This is a genomic window from Pseudoduganella sp. GW821-FHT11H04, assembly GCF_058807935.1.
Map to the genome: position 1 here is coordinate 577406 of NZ_JBXARE010000002.1, position 22616 is coordinate 600021.

Sequence of the window (22616 nt, forward strand, 5' to 3'; positions counted from 1 at the left end):
CCCAGCTCATGTCAAAACCAGCCTTCAAGCGCGTCCTCCTGAAATTGTCCGGCGAAGCCCTGATGGGCGATGACCCGTACGGCATCAACCGCGGCACTATCGAACGCATGGTGGCGGATGTCGCCGAAGTCGCAAAGCTGGGCGTTGAACTGGCGGTCGTCATTGGCGGCGGCAACATCTTCCGTGGCGTGGCGCCTGGCGCCCAGGGCATGGACCGTGCTACCGCCGACTACATGGGCATGCTGGCCACCGTGATGAGCGCGCTGGCCCTGGCCGACGCCATGAAGCACGTGGGCGTGACCGCGCGCGTGATGTCGGCTATCGGCATCGAACAGGTGGTCGAGCCTTATGTGCGCCCGAAAGCGCTGCAGTACCTGGAAGAAGGCAAGGTCGTGATCTTCGCCGCCGGTACCGGCAACCCATTCTTCACCACCGACACCGCAGCGGCGCTGCGCGGTTCGGAAATGAGCGCGGAAATCGTGCTGAAGGCCACCAAGGTCGACGGCGTCTACACCGCCGATCCGAAGAAGGACCCGCACGCCACCATGTACCAGAAGATCAGCTTCGATGACGCTATCGCCAAGCACCTGCAAGTGATGGACGCCACCGCGTTTGCACTGTGCCGCGACCAGAAACTGCCGATCAAAGTATTCTCCATTACCAAGCCGGGCGCGTTGATGAACGTGATTATGGGCGCGGAAGAGGGTACACTGGTTCACGTTTAAAATAATTCAAGTAAAGTAACAGGAGAGTAGGAATGTCTACTGCTGACATTAAGAAGAATGCCCAGGACAAAATGGGCAAGTCCCTGGAAACCCTTAAGGCCGACCTGGCCAAAGTGCGTACCGGCCGTGCCCACGTTGGCATCCTGGACCACGTGATGGTGGACTATTACGGCAACCCGACCCCGATCAACCAGGTAGCTAACCTGACGCTGGTCGATGCACGCACCATCGGCGTAGCCCCGTTCGAAAAGAAAATGGGCGCTGCCATCGAGAAGGCGATCCGTGATTCGGACCTGGGCCTGAACCCGGCATCGCAGGGCGACCTGATCCGCGTTCCGACCCCGCCGCTGAACGAAGAGCGCCGTAAAGAGATGGTCAAGCTGTGCAAGGGCGAGGGCGAAGATGCCAAGGTCGCTATTCGCAACATCCGCCGCGATGCCAACGAGGGCTTGAAAAAGCTGGTGAAAGACAAGGCCATTTCGGAAGACGAAGAGCGCCGCGCAGTGGATGAAATCCAGAAGCTGACCGACAAGTTCATCGCCGATATCGACAAGACCGTCGCCGAAAAAGAGAAAGAAGTCCTGACCGTTTAAGGTCCAGAAACCGGGGAGGGTGCTGGCATTGCCCGCACCCTCCCCGGATTTTTAGTTTACGTGCCTATGAAATATTCGAGTTCGACAACCGGAGTCCCTGATGCACCGAAGGTGCCGCGCCATGTGGCCATTATCATGGACGGCAACGGTCGCTGGGCCACCAAGCGCTTCCTGCCGCGCGTGGCCGGCCACGTCAAGGGCGTGGATGCCGTGCGTACCGTGGTTGAAGCCTGCATCGATCGCGGCATCGAGTACCTGACCGTGTTCGCCTTCAGTTCCGAAAACTGGCGCCGTCCGGAAGAAGAAGTCTCGCTGCTGATGAAACTCTTCGTTACCGCGCTTGAGCGCGAAGTGGCGAAGATGCATGCCAATAATATCCGCCTGAAAGTTGTGGGCGACCTGTCGCGCTTCGGCGATAAGCTGCGCGAGATGATTGCCAATGCCGAGCGCAAGACCGCCAATAACACCCGCCTGACCGTCACCGTGTGCGCCAACTATGGCGGACGCTGGGATATCATGCAGGCGATCGGCAAGATGGTGGCCGAGCATCCAGGCACGACCGACTTCTCCGAAGAGCAGTTGGCGCCATACCTGTCGATGGCTTATGCACCGGAGCCTGACCTGTTCATCCGTACCGGCGGCGAAGAACGCATTTCCAACTTCCTGCTGTGGCAACTGGCGTACACGGAACTGCACTTCACCGACACCTACTGGCCCGACTTCAATGCCGAGCGCCTGGACGAGGCGATTGCTTCCTACCAGGGCCGTGAACGCCGCTTTGGCCGCACCGGCGACCAACTGGCTAACAAGAGCTAAACAACGATGCTGAAAACCCGCGTGATTACCGCCGTCCTGCTGCTGGCGGTACTGTTGCCCGTCCTGTTCTCCGGCTACCTGCCGGCGGTGCAGGTGGTGGTGGCCGTGTTCTTCGCCGCCGCCGTGTGGGAAGCCTTCCGCCTGTTCAAGAACCGCGCCGCGCTCGTCGTGGCCGGTGCCTGGACGGCGGCTTTCGCCTACACCTTCATCTTCACCAATGGCCTCGAGCAAGCGAAGTTCTGGCTGGCGATTGGCGCCGCCATCTGGCTGATCCGTTTCACGCCTTCTCTGAAACTCGGCTTGCCTGCGCCGGAGGGCGCCGGCAATACAATGCTGAGCATGGTGTATGCGGCGACCCTGGTGTCGTGCTTCGTCGCCATGCTGCTGCTGTTTGCGCGCGGTCCGGTCTACCTGCTGTCGGTGATGGCTGTGGTGTGGGCGGCCGACATCTTCGCCTATTTCTCGGGCAAGGCTTTCGGCAAGCATAAGCTGGCGCCGACCATCTCGCCGGGCAAATCCTGGGAAGGCGCGGTGGGCGGCATGATTTCCGTGCTGGTGCTGGCCGCCGTCACCGTGCTGCTGGCGCCGTCCGTGCCGCTCCTGCAGGAAACCTTCGCGGTGCGCCTGGCCGAGCGCATGGGCTGGGGCATCATGCTGGCCGTGCTGGTGCTGATCGTCGCCGCCTCCATCGTCGGCGACCTGTTTGAATCCATGCTCAAGCGCCGCGCCGGCATGAAGGACAGCAGCAACCTGCTGCCGGGTCATGGCGGCGTGCTTGACCGGATCGACGCGCTGGTGCCTGTGCTGCCCATCGCCGCGTTGATCACCCCAAGGCTGTTCTAAGGAATTCCATGCAACGCATTACCATCCTCGGCGCCACCGGTTCCATTGGCGTTTCCACGCTGGACGTCATTGCGCGCCATCCGGACCGTTATTCCGTCTACGCGCTGACCGCCCATAGCCGGGTCGAAGAACTGGCCGCCCAGTGCATCCAGTTCCGTCCGGCGCGCGCCGTGGTGGGCAGCGCCGCTGCCGCCGACCAGCTGGGCGCCTTGCTGCGCGCCGCCGGCTGCAAGACGAACGTGGAGTGGGGCGAGGCCGCGCTGTGCAGCGTTTCGTCCGACGCCGAAACCGACGCCGTCATGGCTGCCATCGTCGGCGCGGCGGGCCTGGCGCCAACGCTGGCCGCCGCCCGCGCCGGCAAAAAAGTCATGCTGGCCAATAAGGAAGCGCTGGTCATGTCCGGCCAGCTGTTCATGGACGCCGTGGCTGAAAGTGGCGCCGTGCTGCTGCCGATCGACTCCGAACACAACGCCATCTTCCAGTGCCTGCCGGCTGGCTACGGCCGCGTGCCCGCCGCCGCTGGCGTGACCAAGATTCTGCTGACCGCTTCCGGCGGCCCGTTCCTCAAGCGCGACGTGGCAACCCTGGAAAACGTGACCCCGGACGAAGCCTGCAAGCATCCGAAATGGGTCATGGGCCGCAAGATTTCGGTCGATTCCGCGACCATGATGAACAAGGGCCTGGAAGTGATCGAGGCCCACTGGCTGTTCGGCGCCCCAGCCGAACAGATCGACGTGGTGATCCATCCGCAATCGGTGATCCACTCCATGGTGTCGTACAACGACGGTTCAGTACTGGCAGAATTGGGGAACCCGGACATGCGCACGCCGATCGCGCACGCCCTGGCTTACCCGGAGCGCGTCGCCTCCGGCGTGGCCCAGCTGGACCTGACCCAGGTCGGTACCCTGCAATTTGAAAAGCCCGATTTCGAACGCTTCCCTTGCCTGGCGCTGGCCTTTGCAGCCCTGCGCGCCGGCGGTACGGCGCCAGCCCTGCTGAACGCGGCCAACGAAGTGGCGGTGCAAGCCTTCCTCGACGAACGCATCGGCTTCCGCCGCATCGACCGCGTGATCGCGCAAGTGATGGACGAACTGCCGCACGGTGCTGCCAGCAGCATCGAGGCCGTGATGGCGCAGGATGCGCTGGCGCGGGCCGCTGCGGAACGCATTATCGCGGGATAAGCGGCAATGGATACCCTGCGCACCATTCTCGCCACGATTGTCTGCCTGGGTACCCTGATCGTGATCCACGAGCTGGGGCACTACCTGGTGGCGCGCTGGTGCAACGTCAAAGTCCTGCGCTTCTCGGTTGGCATGGGCCGTATCGTCTGGATGCGCAAGATCGGCCCGGACCAGACGGAATGGGCGATCTCCGCCATCCCGCTGGGCGGCTACGTCAAAATGCTGGATGCCCGCGAGGGCGACTTGAGCGGCGCTACGCCGGAAGACCTCAAGCGCGAATTCACCCGCCAGAACGTCTGGAAACGCATTGCCATCGTGGCCGCCGGCCCGCTGGCCAACTTCCTGCTCGCCATCGCCCTCTACGCAGGCCTGTACATGAGCGGCGTGCGCGAGCCTACCGCCCGTATCGCCGACCCGGCGCCTGCCACGGCCGCTGCTACAGCGGGCCTGAAGCGCGGCGACCTGGTCAAGTCTGTCAATGGCGACGCGGTGCAGGGCTGGTCTGAGCTGCGCTGGGCCATCATCCAGACTGCAATTCACCGCAAGGGACTGGACCTGGTGCTCGATCGCCCTGGCTATGGCGAGCTGCGCGTCGCCATTCCGGCCGAAGCGTCGGCTAAAGTCAGCCTGGAAGACGACGTGCCGGCAGTCCTTGGCCTGGACCTGATGCGTCCACCGCCGGTGATCGGGAATATGGAGGAGGGCGGCGCCGCCCGCCGTTCCGGTTTGCAAAAAGGCGACCTGGTTGTCGCCGTCGACGGCCATCCAATCAGCGACGTGCGCGCCTTTGTCGCCGAAATCCAGCGCTCACCTGGCCGCAAGCTGGCCATCACCGTGCAGCGCGACGGCCGCCGGCAGCTGCTGGACCTGGTGCCGGACGCGGTGGAAGACAAGGCTGCAAACAGCAAAGGGCTTGTAACAGTCGGTAAGATCAAGGCCGAACTGGTGGGCGCCCTTGATACGATGGTGGTGCAATACGGCCCACTGGACGCTATCGATAAGGCGGTACGTAAGGTAATCGATACTTGCTCGATGACCGTCAAGGTATTGGGCCGCATGATTATGCTGGAAGTCTCGCCGAAGAATATTACCGGCGTCCTGACCATTGCCCAATATGCCGGGGAAACCGCCAAAATGGGCGCCGAGCCATTTATTGCCTTCGTCGCCTTCATAAGTGTGAGCCTTGGGCTAATGAATTTACTGCCAATTCCTGTTCTGGATGGGGGGCATTTGCTGTATTATTCGCTGGAAGTTTTGACCGGGCGCCCCGTTTCCGAGCGCTTTGGCGAAATGGCGCAGCGTATTGGGCTTGGTTTGCTGGTGTCTTTAATGGCGCTGGCCTTATTTAATGACCTGGTCCGGCTGCTTTAATTTTTTTCGATTTGCCGATGAAATTACACACTGATCGTATCGCCCCTCAATTCCGCCGCACCCTGGTAGGCGCAGCCGTCCTGGCCATCTGCTCCGGCAGCGCAATCGCTGCCGAGTCGTTCGTCGTCAAGGATATCCGCGTCGAAGGCATCCAGCGTACCGAAGCCGGTACCGTGTTCAGCTACCTGCCAGTGCGCGTGGGCGAAACCTTCAGTGACGACAAGAGCGTGGCCACCATCAAGGCCCTGTACGCCACCGGCATCTTCAAAGACGTAAAACTCGAGCGCGACGGCAATGTGCTGGTTGTGATCGTGGAAGAACGCCCGGCCATCTCCAAGGTGGACTTCAAGGGCACCCACGAATTCGAAAAGGACATGCTGGTCAAGGCGCTGAAGGATATCGGCGTCGGCGAAGCCAAGACCTTCGACAAGGCGTCGGTCGACCGCGCCGAGCAGGAATTGAAGCGCCAGTACCTGTCGCGCGGCCTGTACGGTGTGAAGATCACCACCACCGTGACCCCGCTCGATCGCAACCGCGTCAACATTGACTTCGAAGTCGATGAAGGCGACGTTGCGCGCATCAAGCAGATCAACATTGTTGGGAACAAGGCTTTCAGCGACAAGGAGCTGAAAGAGCAGATGGCCCTGAATACCGGCGGCTGGTTCAGCTGGTACACCAAGGCCGACCAGTATTCCAAGACCAAGCTGAATGGCGATATCGAGACCATCAAGTCCTGGTATCTGGACCATGGTTATATCGAGATGAATGTGGATTCCACCCAGGTGTCGATCACCCCGGACAAGAAGGATATCTACATCACCATCAATGTTACCGAAGGCGAGAAATACAAGGTCTCGGACATCAAGTTTGAAGGCGAAATGTTCGGCCGCGAGGATGAACTACGACAGCTGGTGCTGTTGAAGAAGGGCGAGCTGTATTCCGGCAAGGCCCTGACCTACACGAACAAACTGATTACTGACCGCCTCGGCACTTTCGGCTTCGCCTTCGCCAACGTGAATGCCAACCCGGAAATCGACCAGGCCAAGCGTGAAGTCGCTTTCACCTTCTTCATCGATCCGGGCAAGCGCGCCTATGTGCGCCACATCAACGTCCAGGGTAATACCACTACCCGCGACGAAGTGATCCGCCGCGAGTTCCGCCAGTTCGAATCGAGCTGGTACGACGCCAACAAGATCAAGGCGTCGCGTGACCGCGTGGACCGCACCGGCTACTTCAAGGAAGTGACGGTCGATACGCCGGAAGCGCAGGGCACCTCGGACCAGGTGGACATCAACCTGTCCGTGGTCGAACGCCCAACCGGCAACTTCCAGATCGGCGGCGCGTTCTCGCAGGCCGAAAAGTTCACCTTCAACGCCGCGATCCAGCAGGCCAACTTCGCCGGCTCGGGCAATACCGTGGGCCTGGAGCTGAATACCTCGAAGTACAGCCGTACCATCGCTTTCTCGCATACCAATCCGTACTTCACCGAAGACGGCGTGTCGCGCAGCTATGAAGTCTACCTGCGTACCTTCCGCCCGCCTGCAGTGAACACCGGCTTGTACACCATCAAGCAGACCGGCGGCCGTATCAACTTCGGTGTGCCGTTCTCCGAGCAGGACACCGTGTTCTTCGGCATCGGCCTGGAAAAGTCGAACATCACCACCGACGAGACTTCGCCGACCTACTTCAAGCAATATGTGAAGGACCTGGGCGGCCCGTCCACCGGTATCGGCTCCGTCAACGCCTACGCCGTGCCGCTCACCGCAGCCTGGGCGCGCGACAGCCGCGACTCCGCCATGACCCCGACCATCGGCTTCATGCAGCGTATCAACCTCGAATTCGACGGCATCGGCCGTTCCAAATACTGGCGCGGCGTGTACGAGACCCAGTGGTATAAGCCGCTGACCAACAAGATTACGCTGGCGCTGAAGGGTGAGTTTGACTATGGCCGCGGTTTTGGCGGCAAGCCTTACCCGATCTTCAAGAACTTCTACGCCGGCGGTATCGGTTCCGTGCGCGGCTACACCAGCTCCTCGCTGGGCGCAGTCGACCCACGTTACGGCGACTCCCTGGGCGGCGCCGAGCGCCTGATCGGCAATGCGGAACTGCAGATGCCATTCCCGGGCCAGGGCCAGGACCGCTCGCTGCGCTGGTTCGCCTTCCTCGACGGCGGCCAGGTGTATGCTGAAAAGCAGAAGATGCGCCTGTCGGAGCTGCGCTACTCGACCGGTCTGGGCCTGAGCTGGATTTCCCCGGTCGGCCCGCTGAAGTTGAGTTATGCTAAGCCCCTGAATCCGAAGCTGGGCGACCGCCTGGAACGCTTCCAGTTCCAGATGGGCACTGGTTTCTGATGCATATTGCACCAAAAGTGCAACAAAGCAACTTATTTGGACGGAGAATCAAGTTGAAGACTGCCACCGCTACGCTGAGCAAAATCGCAGCCGTTATGGCGCTGGGCATCATGGCCGCGGCGCCGGCGCAAGCGCAGTCCTCCCGGATTGCCTGGCTGAGCGCTGAGCGCATCTACAACGAGTCGAAATTGGCGAAAGCCGCAGACAACAAGCTGCGCGAAGAATTCTCCAGCCGTGAAAAGGCTTTGCAGGAGCTGGCCATGCGTTCCAAGGCCGCCGCTGAAAAGTGGGAAAAGGACGGCGCCTCCAAGCCGGAGCCTGAGCGCAGCAAATTGCAGCGCGAAGCCTACGAGGCCGACCTGAACTTCCAGCGCCGCCAGCGCGAGTTCCGCGAAGACCTGAACCAGCGCACGAACGAAGAGCGTGCCGCGATCGCCGAGAAGGCGACGAAGATTATCAAACAGCTTGCAACCACAGAAGGCTACGACATCGTCCTGCAGGACGCCGTGTGGGCCAGCCCGCGCATCGACATCACCGCCAAGGTGCTGGAAGCGCTGGACAAATAACAGACTAGATTGGACTAAAGATGGGCCTTCGACTAGGTGAACTGGTCGAACGTCTGGGCGGTCAACTGGTGGGAGACCCGGAACTTCATGTTACGGGCATCGCGCCGTTGACCGATGCAGGCGCTTCGCAGATCAGCTTCCTCAGTAACACCAAATTCCGCGAACAGGCGGGGCAAAGCCAGGCGGCGGCCCTGATTGTCCACGCCAATGACGATGCCTTCGTGGCGGAAACCTACAAAGGCGCCCGCATCGTCGTCAAGAACCCTTACGTGTACTTTGCCCGTGCCGCCCAGATGTTCGAGGCGCAGACTGCCTATGTGCGTCCGGCCGGCGTGCACCCGACGGCCTGGGTCGACCCTGCGGCCAAGGTGGACCCTAGCGCCCACATTGGACCGAAAGCAGTGGTTGAAGCGGGCGCCGTGATCGGCCCCGGCGTCGTGATCGACGCCGGCTGCTATATCGGCCGCGAGGCGGAAATCGGCGAAGGCACCCACTTCTTTGCCAACGTGACCTTCCACGCCAAGTGCGTGATCGGCAAGCGCGGCATCATCCACTCGGGCGCCGTGATCGGAACCGACGGTTTCGGCTTCGCCAACGACGGCGGCGTCTATGTGCGCATTCCGCAAGTGGGCCGCGTGGTGATGGGCGACGACGTCGATATCGGCTCCAACACCTGCGTGGACCGCGGCGCGCTGGCCGATACCGTCATCGAAGACGGCGTCAAGCTGGACAACCTGATCCAGATCGCCCACAACATCCATATCGGCGCGCACACCGCCATGGCCGCCTGCGTCGGGATCGCAGGCAGCACCAAGATCGGCAAGTACTGCACCTTCGGCGGCGCGGCAATGGTCGTGGGCCACATCAATATCGGCGACAAGGTGAATATCTCCGGCGGCGCCCTGGTATCGCGCTCGATTTCCGAACCGGGACAGTATTCGGGCTCCTACCCGATTGCCAAGCACAGCGACTGGGAGAAGTCGGCCGTGATCGTCCGCAATCTGCCGACGATGCGCGAGAAACTGCGCACGCTGGAAAAGACCATTAAAACTAAAAGCGAAAACGAAGAATCATGACTACTACCGAAAACAAGACGATGGAAATCTGCGAGATCAAGTCCTACCTGCCGCATCGCTACCCGATGCTGCTGGTTGACCGTGTTCTCAGCTACGAGGAAAACAAATGCCTCACCGCCATCAAGAACGTGACCGCTAACGAAGAATTCTTCAACGGCCACTTCCCGCACAAGCCAGTCATGCCTGGCGTGCTGATGATCGAAGCGATGGCGCAGGCTGCGGCCCTGCTGTCGTTCAAGTCCATTGGCCTGAAGCCGGACGAGAATTCGGTGGTCTACTTCGTTGGTATCGACAATGCGCGCTTCAAGCGCCCGGTAGGTCCTGGCGACCAGCTGAAGATGGATGTGGAAATCGTGCGCAATGCGCGCGGCATCTGGAAATACAAGGCGGTTGGCTCGGTCGACGGCCAGGTAGCGCTGGAAGCTGAGCTGATGTGCACCATCCGCTCTGTGGAGTAAAAAGCATGGCGACCATCCACCCAAGCGCGATCGTCGATCCCAAGGCCGAACTGGCTGCGGGTGTCGAGATCGGCCCATACACGATCGTTGGCCCGAACGTGGTGATTGGCGAAAATACCGTGGTGGGCCCGCACGTGGTGATCGAGGGCCATACCACCATCGGCAAGAACAACAAGTTCTTCCAGTTCTCGTCCATCGGCGCTGCGCCGCAGGACAAGAAATGGAACGGCGAGCCGACCCGTCTGGAAATCGGCGACGACAACACCATCCGCGAGTTCTGCACCTTCAACCTCGGCACGGTGCAGGACAAGGGCGTGACCAAGCTTGGCAACAACAACTGGATCTCGGCCTACGTCCACCTGGCGCACGACTGTATCGTCGGCAACAACACCATCTTCTCCAACAACGCCCAGATGGCGGGCCACGTGGAGATCGGCGACTGGGTGATCATGTCCGGCTTCGCCAACGTGCACCAGTTCTGCAAGATCGGCGCCCACGCCTTTGTCGGCATGAGCACCAGCCTGACCCAGGACGTGCCGCCTTACGTGCTGTTGAACGGCAACCCGGCAGCTGCCCACGGCGTCAACATCGAAGGCCTGAAACGCCGCGGCTTTACCCGCGAGCAGATCAACGCCATCCGCAACGCGTACAAGATCCTGTACCGTTCCGGCCTGACGCTGGATGAAGCCAAGGCAGCGATGATCGCCGCCGAAGCCGAAGTGCCGGAAGACTGCGCCGCAGCAGCGCGCTACATGCGCGAATTCCTCGATACGACCACCCGTGGCATCGTCCGCTGACGTATCGATTGCAGTAGTCGCCGGCGAACCGTCCGGCGACCTGCTGGCAGGCCGTCTCCTGGGCGGCCTGCGTCCACACCTGCCCGAAGCGCGCTTCCACGGCATCGGCGGTCCGGCCATGATGGAACATGGCTTTGAATCGCAGTGGCCGATGGACAAGCTGACAGTACGCGGCCTGTTCGAAGTCATTCCGCGCTACCGCGAGCTGAAAGGCATCCAGAACACCCTGCGCGACCAGCTCCTGGCCGAAAAGCCGGACTGCTTTATCGGCGCCGACTACCCGGGCTTCAACCTGGGGCTTGAAGCCCAGCTGCGCGATGCCGGTATTCCTACCGTGCACTACATCGGCCCGCAAATCTGGGCCTGGCGCGGCGGCCGCATCAAGAAAATCATCAAGTCCGTGTCGCATATGCTGGTGATCTTCCCGTTCGAGGAGGAGATCTACAAGGCGGCCGGCGTGCCCGTGACTTATGTCGGCCACCCGTTGGCCGAAGTGATCCCGATCCAGCCCGACGAAGCAGCCGCGCGCCGCCAATTAGGCCTGGCGGAAGACGCCAACGTCGTCACCGTCATGCCGGGCAGCCGCATGGGCGAATTGAAGTACAACACCGTCGCCTTCATCGGCGCCTGCAAACTGCTGCTGCAGCGCGACCGTTCGCTGAAGTTCGTGGTCCCGATGGCCGGCGAAAAACAGCGCAAATACTTCCACGAGCTGGTGGCGCAAGCCGGGCTGCAGGATGTCGAACTGATGGTACTAGACGGCCAGTCGCACACCGCGATTTGCGCCGCCGACGCCGTGCTGGTCGCATCGGGCACCGCGTCGCTGGAAGTGGCGCTGTTCAAAAAGCCGATGGTCATCGCCTACAAGATCATGGCCGCGTCGTACCATATCATGAAGCACATGGCCTACCAGCCGTGGATCGGCCTGCCGAACATCCTGGCGCGCGAAACGCTGGTGCCGGAGCTGATCCAGCACGCCGCGACAGCCGAGACGCTGGCCGACGCCATGTGGAAACAATTGAGTGACGCCTCGCACCGCCTGCAGCTGGTGCAACGCTTCACCGACATGCATTACAGCCTGCTACGCAACAGCGCCCAGGAGGGTGCGGCGGCAGTCCTAAAGGTGATCAACAAATGAGCCAGCAATCCGGGTTGTTTGACGACCTTCCATATTCACTCGATGAGATCATTTGCGGCGTCGATGAGGCCGGGCGCGGTCCGCTGGCCGGGCCTGTGTTTGCCGCCGCCGTGATCCTGGACCGCGAGCGTCCGATCGCCGGCCTGCGCGATTCCAAGAAGCTGAACGAAGCGAAGCGCGACGAGCTGGCGCCACTGATCCGCGAACATGCGATTGCCTGGGCCGTGGCCAAGGCTTCGGAAGAGGAAATCGACCGCCTGAATATCCTGCAGGCCAGCCTGCTGGCGATGAAGCGCGCTGTGTACGCGCTATCGACTGCGCCGACCCTGGCACTGATCGACGGTAATAAGTGCCCGGTCATGCGCATTCAAAGCATCGCCATCGTCGAAGGCGACGACAAGATCGAGTCTATTTCGGCCGCCTCCATCCTGGCCAAGACCGCGCGCGACGCGGCCCTGGTCAAGCTGCACAAGAAATATCCTCAGTATGGGTTCGACCAGCACAAGGGCTATGGCACCGCGCTGCACCTGGAGCGCCTGCGCGAGCATGGCGCGTCGCCGGTGCATCGCCGCAGCTTTGCGCCGGTACGCGCCGTCCTGGAGCGCGACTTATGAAGCACATTACTTCGCGCGACAACGCGCAATACAAAGAGCTCTCGAAGCTCGCCACCAATTCGCAGGCGCGCCGCAAGGCAGGCCGCAGCCTGCTGGATGGTGTGCACCTGTGCGAAACCTGGCTTGAGCTGCGAGGCCATCCCGAACAAGCCATTGTGGCCGAAGGCGCGCTGCAAAACCCGGAAGTGGCAGCCATCATCGCCCGCCTGGAAGCGGATCACGCCCACGTGCTGTGTCTGACCGGCCAGCTGTACCACGCGGTCAGCCAGGTCGAACACGGCGTCGGCCTGATGTTCCTAATCGCGACCCCGGAAAAGGAAGTGCCGCGCGCGCTCTCCGTCAACGCCGTCCTGCTGGACAATGTGCAGGACCCGGGCAACGTCGGCTCCATCCTGCGCAGCGCTGCCGCTGCGGGCGTGAAGGAAGTGTATTGCGCCCCCGGCACCGCGTTCTGCTGGTCGCCGAAAGTGCTGCGCGCTGCCATGGGCGCCCACTTTGTGCTGGATATCTACGAGAACGTCGATTTGCCGCAACTGGTTCAAGTCGCGCAAATCGCCACCCTGGCCACCAGCGGTTATGCCGCAGAACAGCTCTACCAGCTGGACCTGAAACGTCCGGTCGCGTGGATTTTCGGCCACGAAGGGCAGGGCGTTTCCGACACACTCCTGAACGGCGCCACCCACCGCGTCATCGTGCCGCACTTGGGCAAGGTCGAATCCCTGAACGTCGCAGCCTGCGCGGCGGTATGCTTTTTCGAGCAAGTAAGGCAGAATCTGGGTTAATAAGAATACTCAGATGGGAATAGGTGTTATGGAAATCGCAAGTTTGCATTTCCTGGTCGCCGAAGGGGAGCCTGTCCAGCGCGAGCAACTGGCAGGCATGTTGCGTCATCTCGGTGCACAACACATTTCCATCGCCTCGGATGGCTTGAGCGCCTTGCGCCTGCTGGAAACCGGCCTCAATCCCCCCGCGAATATCGCACTGATGGACTTGGCGCTGCCCGGCATGGACGGTCTGGAAGTCATACGCCGCCTGGCCCAGTTCCATTGCCGCGCCGGCATCATCATCCTCGCATCGCAAAGCGCCGACGTGTTGTTCTCGGTCGAGACCATGGCCGAAGCCTATGGCATCGACATCCTGGGCAGCTCCACCAAGCCAATCAGCTCGGCGAAGCTGCAGGAGCTGATTGAAAACTATATCGAACCCTCCGACGAAGCGGAACCGGAGGCGCAGCACCCTGAATTCACCTTCGCCGAAGTAGGGCGCGGCCTGCAAGGGCGCGAATTCGACCCTTATTTCCAACCAAAGATCGAGCTGGAGACCGGCGCCGTGAAAGGGCTGGAGATGTTTGCCCGCTGGCGCCACCCGCAATTCGGCGTGCTGGGGCCGTCCGCCTTTGTGCCCGTGCTGGAAAGGGTGCGCCGCGTCGACTTCCTCGACTGGTGCATGATCGAAAAGTCGGTGGCAGCTTGCCGCAGCCTGCACGATAAGGGCATCCCGATTTCGTTCTCGGTCAATGTGGACCCTGGCACGCTGGCCCACCCTCAATTCGTGGCGCAGATGACGGCCTGCCTCGAGCGGCATCGCATCCTGGCCGATTACCTGACCTTTGAAATCACCGAGGCGTCGGTGCTGACCACCAACCCGCATTTCCTGGAAAGGCTGCTGCGCCTGCGCATGATGGGTTTCGGCCTGGCGATCGATGACTATGGTACCGGGCGCTCCAACCTGCAGCTTCTGGCAGCGATACCGTTCTCCGAATTGAAAATAGACCGCAGCTTTGTGGATGGCGCCTCGCGTAAGCGCGCTATCAGCACCGTACTGAAATCGTATCTGGGACTGGCAAGCAGCCTGTCGCGGCGCGCCTGCGCCGTTGGCGTGGAAACGAGGAAAGATTGGGATTTCCTGCAAGGACTGGGCTGCGCCTACGCCCAAGGCTTCTACATCGCCAATCCCATGCCAGTCGAGGATATCCCCGGCTGGCTGGACGACTGGAAGCACTTCTTCTGAAAATCAGTAGACCGAGCGATTCGGTTTGATTTCCTGCAGGATGGTGGTCGAAATCTCTTCGATCGACTTAGTGGTGGACGACAGCCAGCGGATGCCTTCACGGCGCATCATGGCTTCCGCCTCGTTCACTTCATAGCGGCAGTTTTCCAGCGAAGCGTACTTGGAGCCAGCGCGGCGCTCGTTGCGGATTTCCGACAGGCGCTGCGGCTCGATACTCAGACCGAAGATCTTGGATTTGTAGGCATACAAGGCCGAAGGCAGCTTGCCGCGCTCGAAGTCGTCTGGAATCAGCGGGTAGTTGGCCGCTTTTACACCGTACTGCATCGCCAGGTACAGCGAAGTAGGGGTCTTGCCCGAACGGGAGACGCCGACCAGTATCACGTCCGCCGAGGACAGGTTCTTGTTGGATTGACCATCATCGTGCGCCAGCGAGAAGTTGATCGCCTCGATGCGATTCTTGTATTCCTCGCTATCGACCACATTGTGTGAACGGCCAATGGTGTGGGTCGATTTGACGCCCAATTCCTGTTCCAGCGGCGCCACAAAGGTCTGGATCAAGTCCATGTGCATGGCGTTGGCGCGTTGGATCACGTCCGACAGTTCGGCTTTGACCAATGTCGAAAAGACAATTGGTTTTGCGCCATCTTCGGCCCCGATCTCATTGATTTTGCGCACTGCATCATAAGCTTTGTCGCAGGTATCGATGAACGGCAGACGGATCTGGCGGAAGCGCAGGTCGAATTGCGTCAGCACCGAGTGGCCAAAGGTTTCGGCGGTGATGCCCGTGCCGTCAGAGACAAAAAAGACGGTGCGGCTGGACGCCGGCAATAAACGTTGATCTTGTGGCATCAAAAAAAGCTTTTCAAATGGATGAATCGTCAATTTGCTCGGCAGGCTGTAAAATGCTTGCCAACAGTAAGATTGTGCTGCACGGCGCCAAGAATGACAAGAACGATGCCGCGCGCACCTGCGCAAAGATTTCTATCATCAAAAAGGTGTCTTTATGACTAACGCAGTAAACAAGGAGCAGTCCGGCGGGGAGTATGTTGCCTCGTTCGAGAATTTGCGCATGACGGATGTTGAATCCGTCGGCGGCAAGAACGCGTCGCTGGGTGAGATGATCTCGCAACTGGCAGGTGCTGGTGTGCGCGTGCCTGGCGGCTTCGCAACCACCGCCCAAGCCTTCCGCGATTTCCTGTCGCACAGCGTTGATGGCGGCCCATCCCTGGCCAAGCGCATCGCTGACCGCCTTGAACACCTGGACGTCGACGACGTCCGCGCCCTGGCAGCATCGGGTGCGGAAATCCGCCAATGGATCATCGACACCCCATTCCAGCCACGCCTGGAAGCCGATATCCGCGCCTTCTACGACAAACTGGTTGCTGACTCCAGCACCGAAGTTTCCTTCGCCGTGCGCTCCTCCGCCACCGCGGAAGACCTGCCTGACGCATCGTTCGCAGGCCAGCAGGAATCCTTCCTGAACGTGGTCGGCATCGACAACGTGCTGGAAGCGATGAAGCACGTGTTTGCATCCCTGTACAACGACCGCGCGATTTCCTATCGCGTGCACAAAGGCTTCACCCACGCTGAAGTGGCGCTGTCGGCCGGCGTGCAGCGCATGGTGCGTTCCGATACGGGCGCATCGGGCGTGATGTTCACCATCGATACCGAATCGGGCTTCAAGGACGTGGTCTTCATCACTTCCTCCTACGGCCTGGGCGAAACCGTGGTGCAGGGCGCCGTGAACCCGGACGAATTCTACGTTCACAAGCCAATGCTGGAGCAGGGCAAGTCCGCCGTGATCCGCCGCAATATCGGCTCCAAGCTGATCAAGATGGAATTCACCAACGAAGCGAAGGCTGGCCGTTCCGTGAAGACCGTGGACGTACCGATCGAGCTGCGCAACCGCTACTCCCTGGTTGATGCGGAAATCGTCGAACTGGCCAAGTACGCCATGATCATCGAGAAGCACTACGGTCGTCCAATGGACATCGAGTGGGGCAAAGACGGCCGCGACGGCAAGCTGTACATCCTGCAGGCCCGTCCTGAAACTGTGAAATCGCAGCAGAAAGCCACCGACTCGCAGCAGCGCTTCAAGCTGAAGTCGACCGGCACCGTGCTGACCTCCGGCCGTGCAATTGGCCAGAAGATCGGCGCCGGCCCTGTGCGCGTGATCCGCGACCCAAGCGAAATGGAACGCGTGCAGCCGGGCGACGTGCTGGTAGCCGACATGACCGACCCTAACTGGGAACCGGTGATGAAGCGAGCTTCCGCCATCGTCACCAACCGCGGCGGCCGTACCTGCCACGCAGCGATCATCGCGCGTGAACTGGGCGTGCCGGCAGTTGTTGGCTGCGGCGATGCAACCGACGTGCTGAAAGATGGCAACTTCGTGACCGTGTCCTGCGCCGAAGGCGATGAAGGCAAGATCTACGACGGCCTGCTGGAAACCGAAGTATCCGAAGTCCAGCGCGGCGAACTGCCACCGCTGAAGACCAAGATCATGCTGAACGTGGGTAACCCGCAACTGGCCTTCGACTTCCAGTCCGTACCGAACAACGGTGTGGGACTGGCTCGCCTCGAGTTCATCATCAATAACAATATTGGTGTGCACCCGAAAGCGATCCTGGAATACCCGAACATCGACGCAGACCTGAAGAAGGCTGTGGAATCGGTTGCCCGCGGCCACGCTTCGCCGAAGCAGTTCTATATCGACAAGCTGGCCGAAGGTATTGCCACCATCGCCGCGGCCTTCTGGCCGAAGAAGGTGATCGTGCGCATGTCCGACTTCAAGTCGAACGAGTACAAGAAGCTGATCGGCGGTTCCCGCTACGAGCCGGACGAAGAAAACCCGATGCTGGGCTTCCGTGGCGCCGCGCGCTACCTGTCGGCGGATTTCGCCGCTGCATTCGAAATGGAATGCATCGCCATGAAGCGCGTGCGTGAAGAAATGGGCCTGACCAACGTCGAAATCATGGTGCCGTTCGTGCGTACCCTGGGCCAGGCGGAGAAGGTTGTTGGCCTGCTGGCCAAGAACGGCCTGAAACGCGGCGAAAACGGCCTGCGCGTCATCATGATGTGCGAAGTGCCTTCCAACGCCGTGCTGGCAGAGCAGTTCCTCGAGCACTTCGACGGCTTCTCGATCGGTTCCAACGACTTGACCCAGCTGACTCTGGGTCTGGACCGTGACTCCGGCATGGAGCTGCTGGCAGCCGACTTCGACGAACGCGATCCTGCCGTGCGTGCGCTGCTGGCCATGGCCATCTCGGCCTGCCGTAAGCTGAACAAGTACATCGGCATCTGCGGCCAAGGACCATCCGACCATCCTGACCTGGCCATCTGGCTGATGGAGCAGGGTATCGAGACCATGTCCCTGAACCCGGACTCCGTCATCGACACTTGGCAGAAGCTGGCAGAAATGCAAAAATAAAGTAACGACAAGCCTCGTTGCTGAAACCCCCGTGGCCGTGTCGGCGACGGGGGTTTTTTACTTTTGGAGGTTGTGATGGCTGATTGGATGCTGTGGGCGATTGGCGCGGGCGTGCTGGTGATCGCCGAACTGTTTAGCGGCACGTTCTATCTGCTGATGATTGCGATCGGCATGGGGGCAGGTGCGCTGACGTCGCTGCTGCGCATCGACATGCCGGGACAGATGCTGGTGGCGGCGATTGTGGCGGCTATCGCTACGGTGCTGCTGCGCCGCAGCCGCTTCAGCAAGATCGAGCGGAGGCCTGCTTCCGCCAACCCGGACGTCAACCTGGATATCGGCCAGTCCGTCAACGTGCCAGCCTGGCAGGACGGTGTAGCGCGCGTGATGTATCGCGGTGCGATGTGGGACGTGGAACTGGCGCCGGGTGAAGCCGCCGCGCCAGGTATGTACAAGATTCGAGAAATTCGCGGTAGCCGGCTGATCGTCGGCGCATAACAAGGAGAATGGAATGGAAATTAGTTTTGGCACCGTCACGCTGGTAGTGTTCATCGTAGCGCTGGTGTTTGTATTCAAGACCATCAACGTAGTGCCGCAGCAGCACGCCTGGGTGGTTGAACGGCTTGGCAAATACCACGCGACGCTAGGCCCCGGCCTGAATATTGTGGTGCCCTTCATCGACCGCATCGCCTACAAGCACGTGCTGAAAGAGATTCCGCTCGACGTGCCCTCGCAGGTTTGCATCACCAAGGACAATACGCAGCTGCAGGTGGACGGCATCCTGTATTTCCAGGTGACCGACGCCATGCGCGCATCCTACGGCTCCACCAACTACGTGGCCGCGATCACGCAGCTGGCGCAGACCACCTTGCGTTCCGTGATCGGTCGCATGGAACTGGATAAAACGTTCGAAGAGCGCGACCACATCAACACCACGGTTGTGAATGCGATCGACGAATCGGCCGCCAACTGGGGCGTGAAGGTGCTGCGCTACGAGATCAAGGACCTGACGCCGCCGCAGGAAATCCTGCACGCCATGCAGGCCCAAATCACCGCGGAGCGCGGCAAGCGCGCGCTGATCGCCGCCTCCGAAGGCCGCAAGCAAGAGCAGATCAACATCGCCACCGGCGAACGTGAAGCCGCGATTGCGCGCTCCGAAGGCGACAAGCAAGCCGCCATCAACCGCGCCCAAGGTGAAGCCGCCGCCATCCTCGCGATTGCCGAAGCGACAGCCGGCGCCCTGACGCAGGTCGGCAACGCAATCCAGCAGCCAGGCGGCGAGACCGCGATGAACTTGAAAGTCGCCGAACAATACGTCGACGCCTTCAGCAATCTGGCGAAGACCAACAACAGCCTGATCGTCCCCGCCAACGTCGGCGACATGAGCAGCCTGATCGCCACCGCCCTGCAAGTCGTCAAGACCCAAAAGTAACTACACCCGAGCCCGTGTCACACCTTGGGGTCACACCCCGACAGTGACACGAGCTCTGCCTGCTGGTGCGGTTGAGTCCGTGTCACACTTGGGGTGTGACCCCAAGGCGTGACACGGGCTGGGCAGTAATTGCGTACAATGCGGCCTTATATTGAACAGGAGGCGCTTGTGGGAACCTGGGCTGTTGGACCGTATGGCAATGACTTCGCACAGGATTGGGCGGAGGATTTGCAGGAATCAAGGGACCTCTATTTTATCGAGGACACGTTGAATAACGTGTTGCAGGCGGAGACTACCGAGTATCTGGAGGCTCCGTTCGGCGCCGAGGCGCTGGCTGCCGTGGAAACCTGGTCGCGCCTGCAAGGCAAGGGCGGTGTGAAGGATGACGATTCTGCTGCCATCGATGAATGGGTGGCGGAGGTTCAAGTTAAATTCAGCAAACCTCGTGCAGATATCGCGGATAAGGCGGCGCGCGTGCTGGCTCTGGTGCTCTCCGATGCCTCTGAATTGCGTGAGCTGTGGGAAGACAGTGAGCACTTCGCTGATTGGCAAGCCTCTGTAACCGATCTGCAGCGCAGGTTGTCGGCATGAAGCGCGTCATCGCGAGTGCGCTCTTGTCGGCCGTTTTCGCGTCGGCTGCTGCCAGCGACGCCGCGACTGATGCTGCCATCTCGGCCCGCATCGCCCAGATCCGCGCCATGCCTTCTGCTGCCAACGCTGCCGCAGCAGGTGCCCAGCGTCGTGAACTTGACAGCGCCTGGCGTTATTTCGGCGACTATCGCGAAGACGCTATCCCTTTGCTGCGCCGCGAACTGGCGGCCGAACTTCGCTCGCAGCGACCCAGCCAGCAATTGCTGCTGGATGCCGCTTGCTTCCTGCTTGCATACGGCGCCGATACCGATAAGCAGCTGGCCACGCAGGCCGCGCTGGCGATCAATCCAGATGCGCTGCTCGATGGGCCGCAATCATTCCGCCTGATGCACGCCGCAGCCGCGAGCCGCGATGCGCGCTTGCTGCCTCTGATCGACCGCATCTTCCTGCGCAAATCCGTCAGCCTGCCGCTGCCGCAACAAGGCAGCTCGATCGATGAAACCGGCGTCCGTGCGCTGCTGTACGGTCAATTCGGCCTTGCTGGCGAACGTCGCTTGGCCGACCAGCTGCGCGACCCGGCACTGGTCAAGCCCGCGCTGGATGTGCTGCAACTGGTTGGGTCGCCTGACAGCGTGGGCGCTGTCACGCCGCTTCTGCAAAGCGCGGACATGGAAGTCTTCACGCGCGCCGTGAACTTCCTGGTGCGCGCCGGAGGTCCGCAAGGCCGCCTGGCCGTGCTGTCGCTCAGCCCACGCGCATTGTCGAAAGAAGCCCGCGCTTTCCTTGCGCCGATGCGCGAGAAGCTTGCGCTGCCTCCGATTCCACAAGCAGGCAAGGGCGCCTTGCCTGATGCCGAGGTGCGTCGCCAGCTGAACGCACTCGAGTCCAGCAACGGCGATTACGAAGGCATCGATCCTGCAGCCATCGTGCAATCGCGTTTGCCGAAGGAGGAATTGCTGGAGCGCCTGACCCGCATCCGCGAACGCACCTTCTCGCGCGCTTCGAACGATGCGCTGGATGATGCCGACACCACCAGTACCTTGCTGAATGCCTTAAACTATCGCTGAGGAACCTCTCAATGCTGCAAATGCGTCCCAACTGCGAATGCTGTAACAAGGACTTGCCGCCCGGTGCGCAAGATGCCTTGATCTGTTCCTTCGAATGCACATTCTGCGCCGAGTGCGTCGACGAGAAACTGCATGGCAAATGCCCGAATTGCGGCGGCGATTTCGCCCCGCGCCCAACCCGTGCCGCTTCGAAGCTGGATAAATACCCGGCGTCGACCGAACGAATCTTCAAGCCAAATGGATGCTCTGGTCTCGATTGAAGCTGAACTGGCGGACTTCCTTGGCCGCCATCGCCATGTCCTGGCGCTGACCGGGGCTGGGCTGAGCACCGCCTCGGGAATTCCAGGCTATCGCGATAAGGACGGCTTAAGGCGTGGCCGCACCCCGATCCAGGGGCCCGAATTCCGTCGTAATGAAGCCGTGCGCCGCCGTTACTGGGCGCGCAGCATGGTGGGCTGGTCCACCATGTCCCAGGCCGAGCCGAACGCCGGCCACCGAGCCATGGTCGACCTCGAATCCTCCGGCCACCTGCATACCGTGATCACTCAGAATGTGGACGGCCTGCACCAGCGCGCCGGAAGCAAACGCCTGATTGAATTGCACGGTAACCTGCACCATGTGATCTGTCTCGAATGCCAGGCCCGCTACGCGCGCGCCAGCCTTCAACCCCAATTGGAACGCGATAACCCGGAGCTGGCCAATGTGCTGGCGCAGCCGCTGCCCGATGGCGACGCTGCGGTGGAGCCGGATGCGCTGGAAGATTTCCACGCGCCTGCCTGCGCTGCCTGTGGCGGCGTCCTGATGCCCGACGTGGTCTTCTTCGGCGATAACGTGCCGCCTGCGCGCACGGCGCGAGCCCTGGCGGAAATGGAGGCAGCCGACGCGCTGCTGGTCGTCGGCTCTTCGCTGATGGTGTTTTCCGGCTTCCGCTTCTGCCGCATGGCTGCGGCGGCCGGCAAGCCAATTGCGGCCATCAACGCGGGCAAGACCCGTGCTGATGACCTGATTTCCCTGAAACTGGAGCTGCCTGCACAGGAAGTGCTGCCGCAGCTCGTTGATTTGCTTGCTAAAGGGAAATATTAGCGGCGGTTCTGCTTCATCGCTTGCTGTACTTCACGGCTGGCGTCGCGGTCTTTCTCCGAAGCGCGCTTGTCGTGCTGCTTCTTGCCCTTGGCCAGGCCGATCTCGCATTTGATACGGCCGCCTTTGAAGTGCAGGTTCAGCGGCACCAGGGTGTAGCCAGAGCGCTCGACCTTGCCGACCAGCTTGTCGATCTCGGCACGGTGCAGCAGTAGCTTGCGCGTGCGCACGGCTTGCGGGTGGATGTGGGTGGAAGCGGTAGGCAGGGCGCTGATGTGCGCGCCAAACAGGTACAGTTCGTTATCGCGGATGGTAACGTAAGCTTCCTTGATCTGAACGCGCCCATCGCGGATCGCTTTCACTTCCCAGCCTTCAAGTGCGATCCCGGCTTCATACTTGTCTTCAATGAAGTAGTCGTGGAAGGCTTTGCGATTATCGGCGATGGACATGGGTAAAAATGCGTGGGTTTGTTAAACTACG

24 protein-coding genes are annotated in these 22616 nt (G+C 61.0%); 22 read left to right on the plus strand and 2 right to left on the minus strand.

Annotation, left to right across the window (positions count from 1 at the left end):
• Nucleotides 1-8 precede the first annotated feature (8 nt).
• From pyrH to AC1RTP_RS06470, 15 genes are all read left to right on the plus strand, one after another.
• On the plus strand, nt 9-725 hold the full coding sequence (gene pyrH / locus AC1RTP_RS06400; RefSeq protein WP_498605725.1) for a UMP kinase: 717 nt from the start codon (nt 9-11) through the stop codon (nt 723-725).
• 32 nt (nt 726-757) lie between these two features.
• A complete protein-coding gene (gene frr / locus AC1RTP_RS06405; RefSeq protein ID WP_498605726.1) occupies nt 758-1318 on the plus strand; it encodes a ribosome recycling factor in 561 nt (186 codons plus the stop codon).
• Between the two features lie 66 nt (nt 1319-1384).
• Nucleotides 1385-2134 (plus strand): polyprenyl diphosphate synthase, encoded by a 750-nt coding sequence (uppS, locus tag AC1RTP_RS06410; RefSeq protein WP_498605727.1) that lies wholly within the window; start codon nt 1385-1387, stop codon nt 2132-2134.
• A 6-nt stretch (nt 2135-2140) separates the two neighbouring features.
• Nucleotides 2141-2977, plus strand: coding sequence for a phosphatidate cytidylyltransferase (locus AC1RTP_RS06415; protein ID WP_498605728.1), 837 nt, complete (start codon nt 2141-2143; stop codon nt 2975-2977).
• Nucleotides 2978-2985: 8 nt separating this feature from the next.
• On the plus strand, nt 2986-4158 hold the full coding sequence (gene ispC / locus AC1RTP_RS06420) for a 1-deoxy-D-xylulose-5-phosphate reductoisomerase (RefSeq protein ID WP_498605729.1): 1173 nt from the start codon (nt 2986-2988) through the stop codon (nt 4156-4158).
• Nucleotides 4159-4164: 6 nt separating this feature from the next.
• Nucleotides 4165-5529 (plus strand): RIP metalloprotease RseP, encoded by a 1365-nt coding sequence (gene rseP, locus AC1RTP_RS06425; RefSeq protein WP_498605730.1) that lies wholly within the window; start codon nt 4165-4167, stop codon nt 5527-5529.
• 17 nt (nt 5530-5546) lie between these two features.
• A complete protein-coding gene (bamA, locus tag AC1RTP_RS06430; RefSeq protein ID WP_498605731.1) occupies nt 5547-7880 on the plus strand; it encodes an outer membrane protein assembly factor BamA in 2334 nt (777 codons plus the stop codon).
• Nucleotides 7881-7990: 110 nt separating this feature from the next.
• Nucleotides 7991-8446, plus strand: a complete 456-nt coding sequence (locus AC1RTP_RS06435; protein ID WP_498605841.1) for an OmpH/Skp family outer membrane protein — start codon at nt 7991-7993, stop codon at nt 8444-8446.
• Nucleotides 8447-8466: 20 nt separating this feature from the next.
• Nucleotides 8467-9522: a UDP-3-O-(3-hydroxymyristoyl)glucosamine N-acyltransferase gene (lpxD, locus tag AC1RTP_RS06440; RefSeq protein ID WP_498605732.1), complete on the plus strand. Its 1056-nt coding sequence runs from the start codon at nt 8467-8469 to the stop codon at nt 9520-9522.
• On the plus strand, nt 9519-9980 hold the full coding sequence (gene fabZ / locus AC1RTP_RS06445; protein ID WP_498605733.1) for a 3-hydroxyacyl-ACP dehydratase FabZ: 462 nt from the start codon (nt 9519-9521) through the stop codon (nt 9978-9980). The genes lpxD and fabZ overlap by 4 nt, the downstream gene beginning before the upstream one ends.
• A gap of 5 nt (nt 9981-9985) precedes the next feature.
• Nucleotides 9986-10777 carry an acyl-ACP--UDP-N-acetylglucosamine O-acyltransferase gene (lpxA, locus tag AC1RTP_RS06450; protein ID WP_498605734.1) on the plus strand — a complete coding sequence of 264 codons (792 nt, stop codon included), beginning with the start codon at nt 9986-9988 and terminating at the stop codon, nt 10775-10777.
• Nucleotides 10761-11915, plus strand: coding sequence for a lipid-A-disaccharide synthase (gene lpxB, locus AC1RTP_RS06455; RefSeq protein WP_498605735.1), 1155 nt, complete (start codon nt 10761-10763; stop codon nt 11913-11915). The genes lpxA and lpxB overlap by 17 nt, the downstream gene beginning before the upstream one ends.
• Complete coding sequence (gene rnhB / locus AC1RTP_RS06460) at nt 11912-12529, plus strand: ribonuclease HII (protein ID WP_498605736.1); 618 nt, start codon at nt 11912-11914, stop codon at nt 12527-12529. The genes lpxB and rnhB overlap by 4 nt, the downstream gene beginning before the upstream one ends.
• A complete protein-coding gene (locus AC1RTP_RS06465) occupies nt 12526-13311 on the plus strand; it encodes a TrmH family RNA methyltransferase (protein ID WP_498605737.1) in 786 nt (261 codons plus the stop codon). The genes rnhB and AC1RTP_RS06465 overlap by 4 nt, the downstream gene beginning before the upstream one ends.
• A gap of 28 nt (nt 13312-13339) precedes the next feature.
• Complete coding sequence (locus AC1RTP_RS06470) at nt 13340-14539, plus strand: EAL domain-containing response regulator (RefSeq protein WP_498605738.1); 1200 nt, start codon at nt 13340-13342, stop codon at nt 14537-14539.
• 3 nt (nt 14540-14542) lie between these two features.
• Here AC1RTP_RS06470 and ppsR read toward each other — a convergent pair whose 3' ends face one another.
• Nucleotides 14543-15388: a posphoenolpyruvate synthetase regulatory kinase/phosphorylase PpsR gene (ppsR, locus tag AC1RTP_RS06475; RefSeq protein ID WP_498605739.1), complete on the minus strand. Its 846-nt coding sequence runs from the start codon at nt 15386-15388 to the stop codon at nt 14543-14545.
• A gap of 154 nt (nt 15389-15542) precedes the next feature.
• On the opposite strand from ppsR, the gene ppsA reads away from it, so the two are divergent.
• The 7 genes from ppsA to AC1RTP_RS06510 all read left to right on the plus strand — a co-directional run bounded on the left by ppsA (nt 15543) and on the right by AC1RTP_RS06510 (nt 22139).
• Nucleotides 15543-17969, plus strand: a complete 2427-nt coding sequence (ppsA, locus tag AC1RTP_RS06480) for a phosphoenolpyruvate synthase (RefSeq protein ID WP_498605740.1) — start codon at nt 15543-15545, stop codon at nt 17967-17969.
• Nucleotides 17970-18044: 75 nt separating this feature from the next.
• Complete coding sequence (locus AC1RTP_RS06485) at nt 18045-18464, plus strand: NfeD family protein (RefSeq protein WP_498605741.1); 420 nt, start codon at nt 18045-18047, stop codon at nt 18462-18464.
• A 13-nt stretch (nt 18465-18477) separates the two neighbouring features.
• Entirely contained in the window at nt 18478-19398 is a 921-nt protein-coding gene (locus tag AC1RTP_RS06490) for an SPFH domain-containing protein (protein ID WP_498605742.1), read from the plus strand.
• A gap of 168 nt (nt 19399-19566) precedes the next feature.
• On the plus strand, nt 19567-19989 hold the full coding sequence (locus tag AC1RTP_RS06495) for a DUF4259 domain-containing protein (protein ID WP_498605743.1): 423 nt from the start codon (nt 19567-19569) through the stop codon (nt 19987-19989).
• Nucleotides 19986-21056, plus strand: coding sequence for a hypothetical protein (locus AC1RTP_RS06500; RefSeq protein WP_498605744.1), 1071 nt, complete (start codon nt 19986-19988; stop codon nt 21054-21056). The genes AC1RTP_RS06495 and AC1RTP_RS06500 overlap by 4 nt, the downstream gene beginning before the upstream one ends.
• An 11-nt stretch (nt 21057-21067) precedes the next feature.
• Nucleotides 21068-21316, plus strand: a complete 249-nt coding sequence (locus AC1RTP_RS06505; protein ID WP_498605745.1) for a DUF1272 domain-containing protein — start codon at nt 21068-21070, stop codon at nt 21314-21316.
• The gene (locus tag AC1RTP_RS06510; RefSeq protein WP_498605746.1) at nt 21294-22139 is read left to right on the plus strand and encodes an NAD-dependent protein deacetylase; all 846 of its coding nucleotides are present in this window, start codon (nt 21294-21296) and stop codon (nt 22137-22139) included. The genes AC1RTP_RS06505 and AC1RTP_RS06510 overlap by 23 nt, the downstream gene beginning before the upstream one ends.
• Here the strand turns inward: AC1RTP_RS06510 and smpB are convergent.
• Entirely contained in the window at nt 22136-22585 is a 450-nt protein-coding gene (gene smpB / locus AC1RTP_RS06515; protein WP_498605747.1) for an SsrA-binding protein SmpB, read from the minus strand. The two genes, AC1RTP_RS06510 and smpB, sit on opposite strands and share 4 nt — an antisense overlap.
• Between the last annotated feature and the right edge of the window lie 31 nt (nt 22586-22616).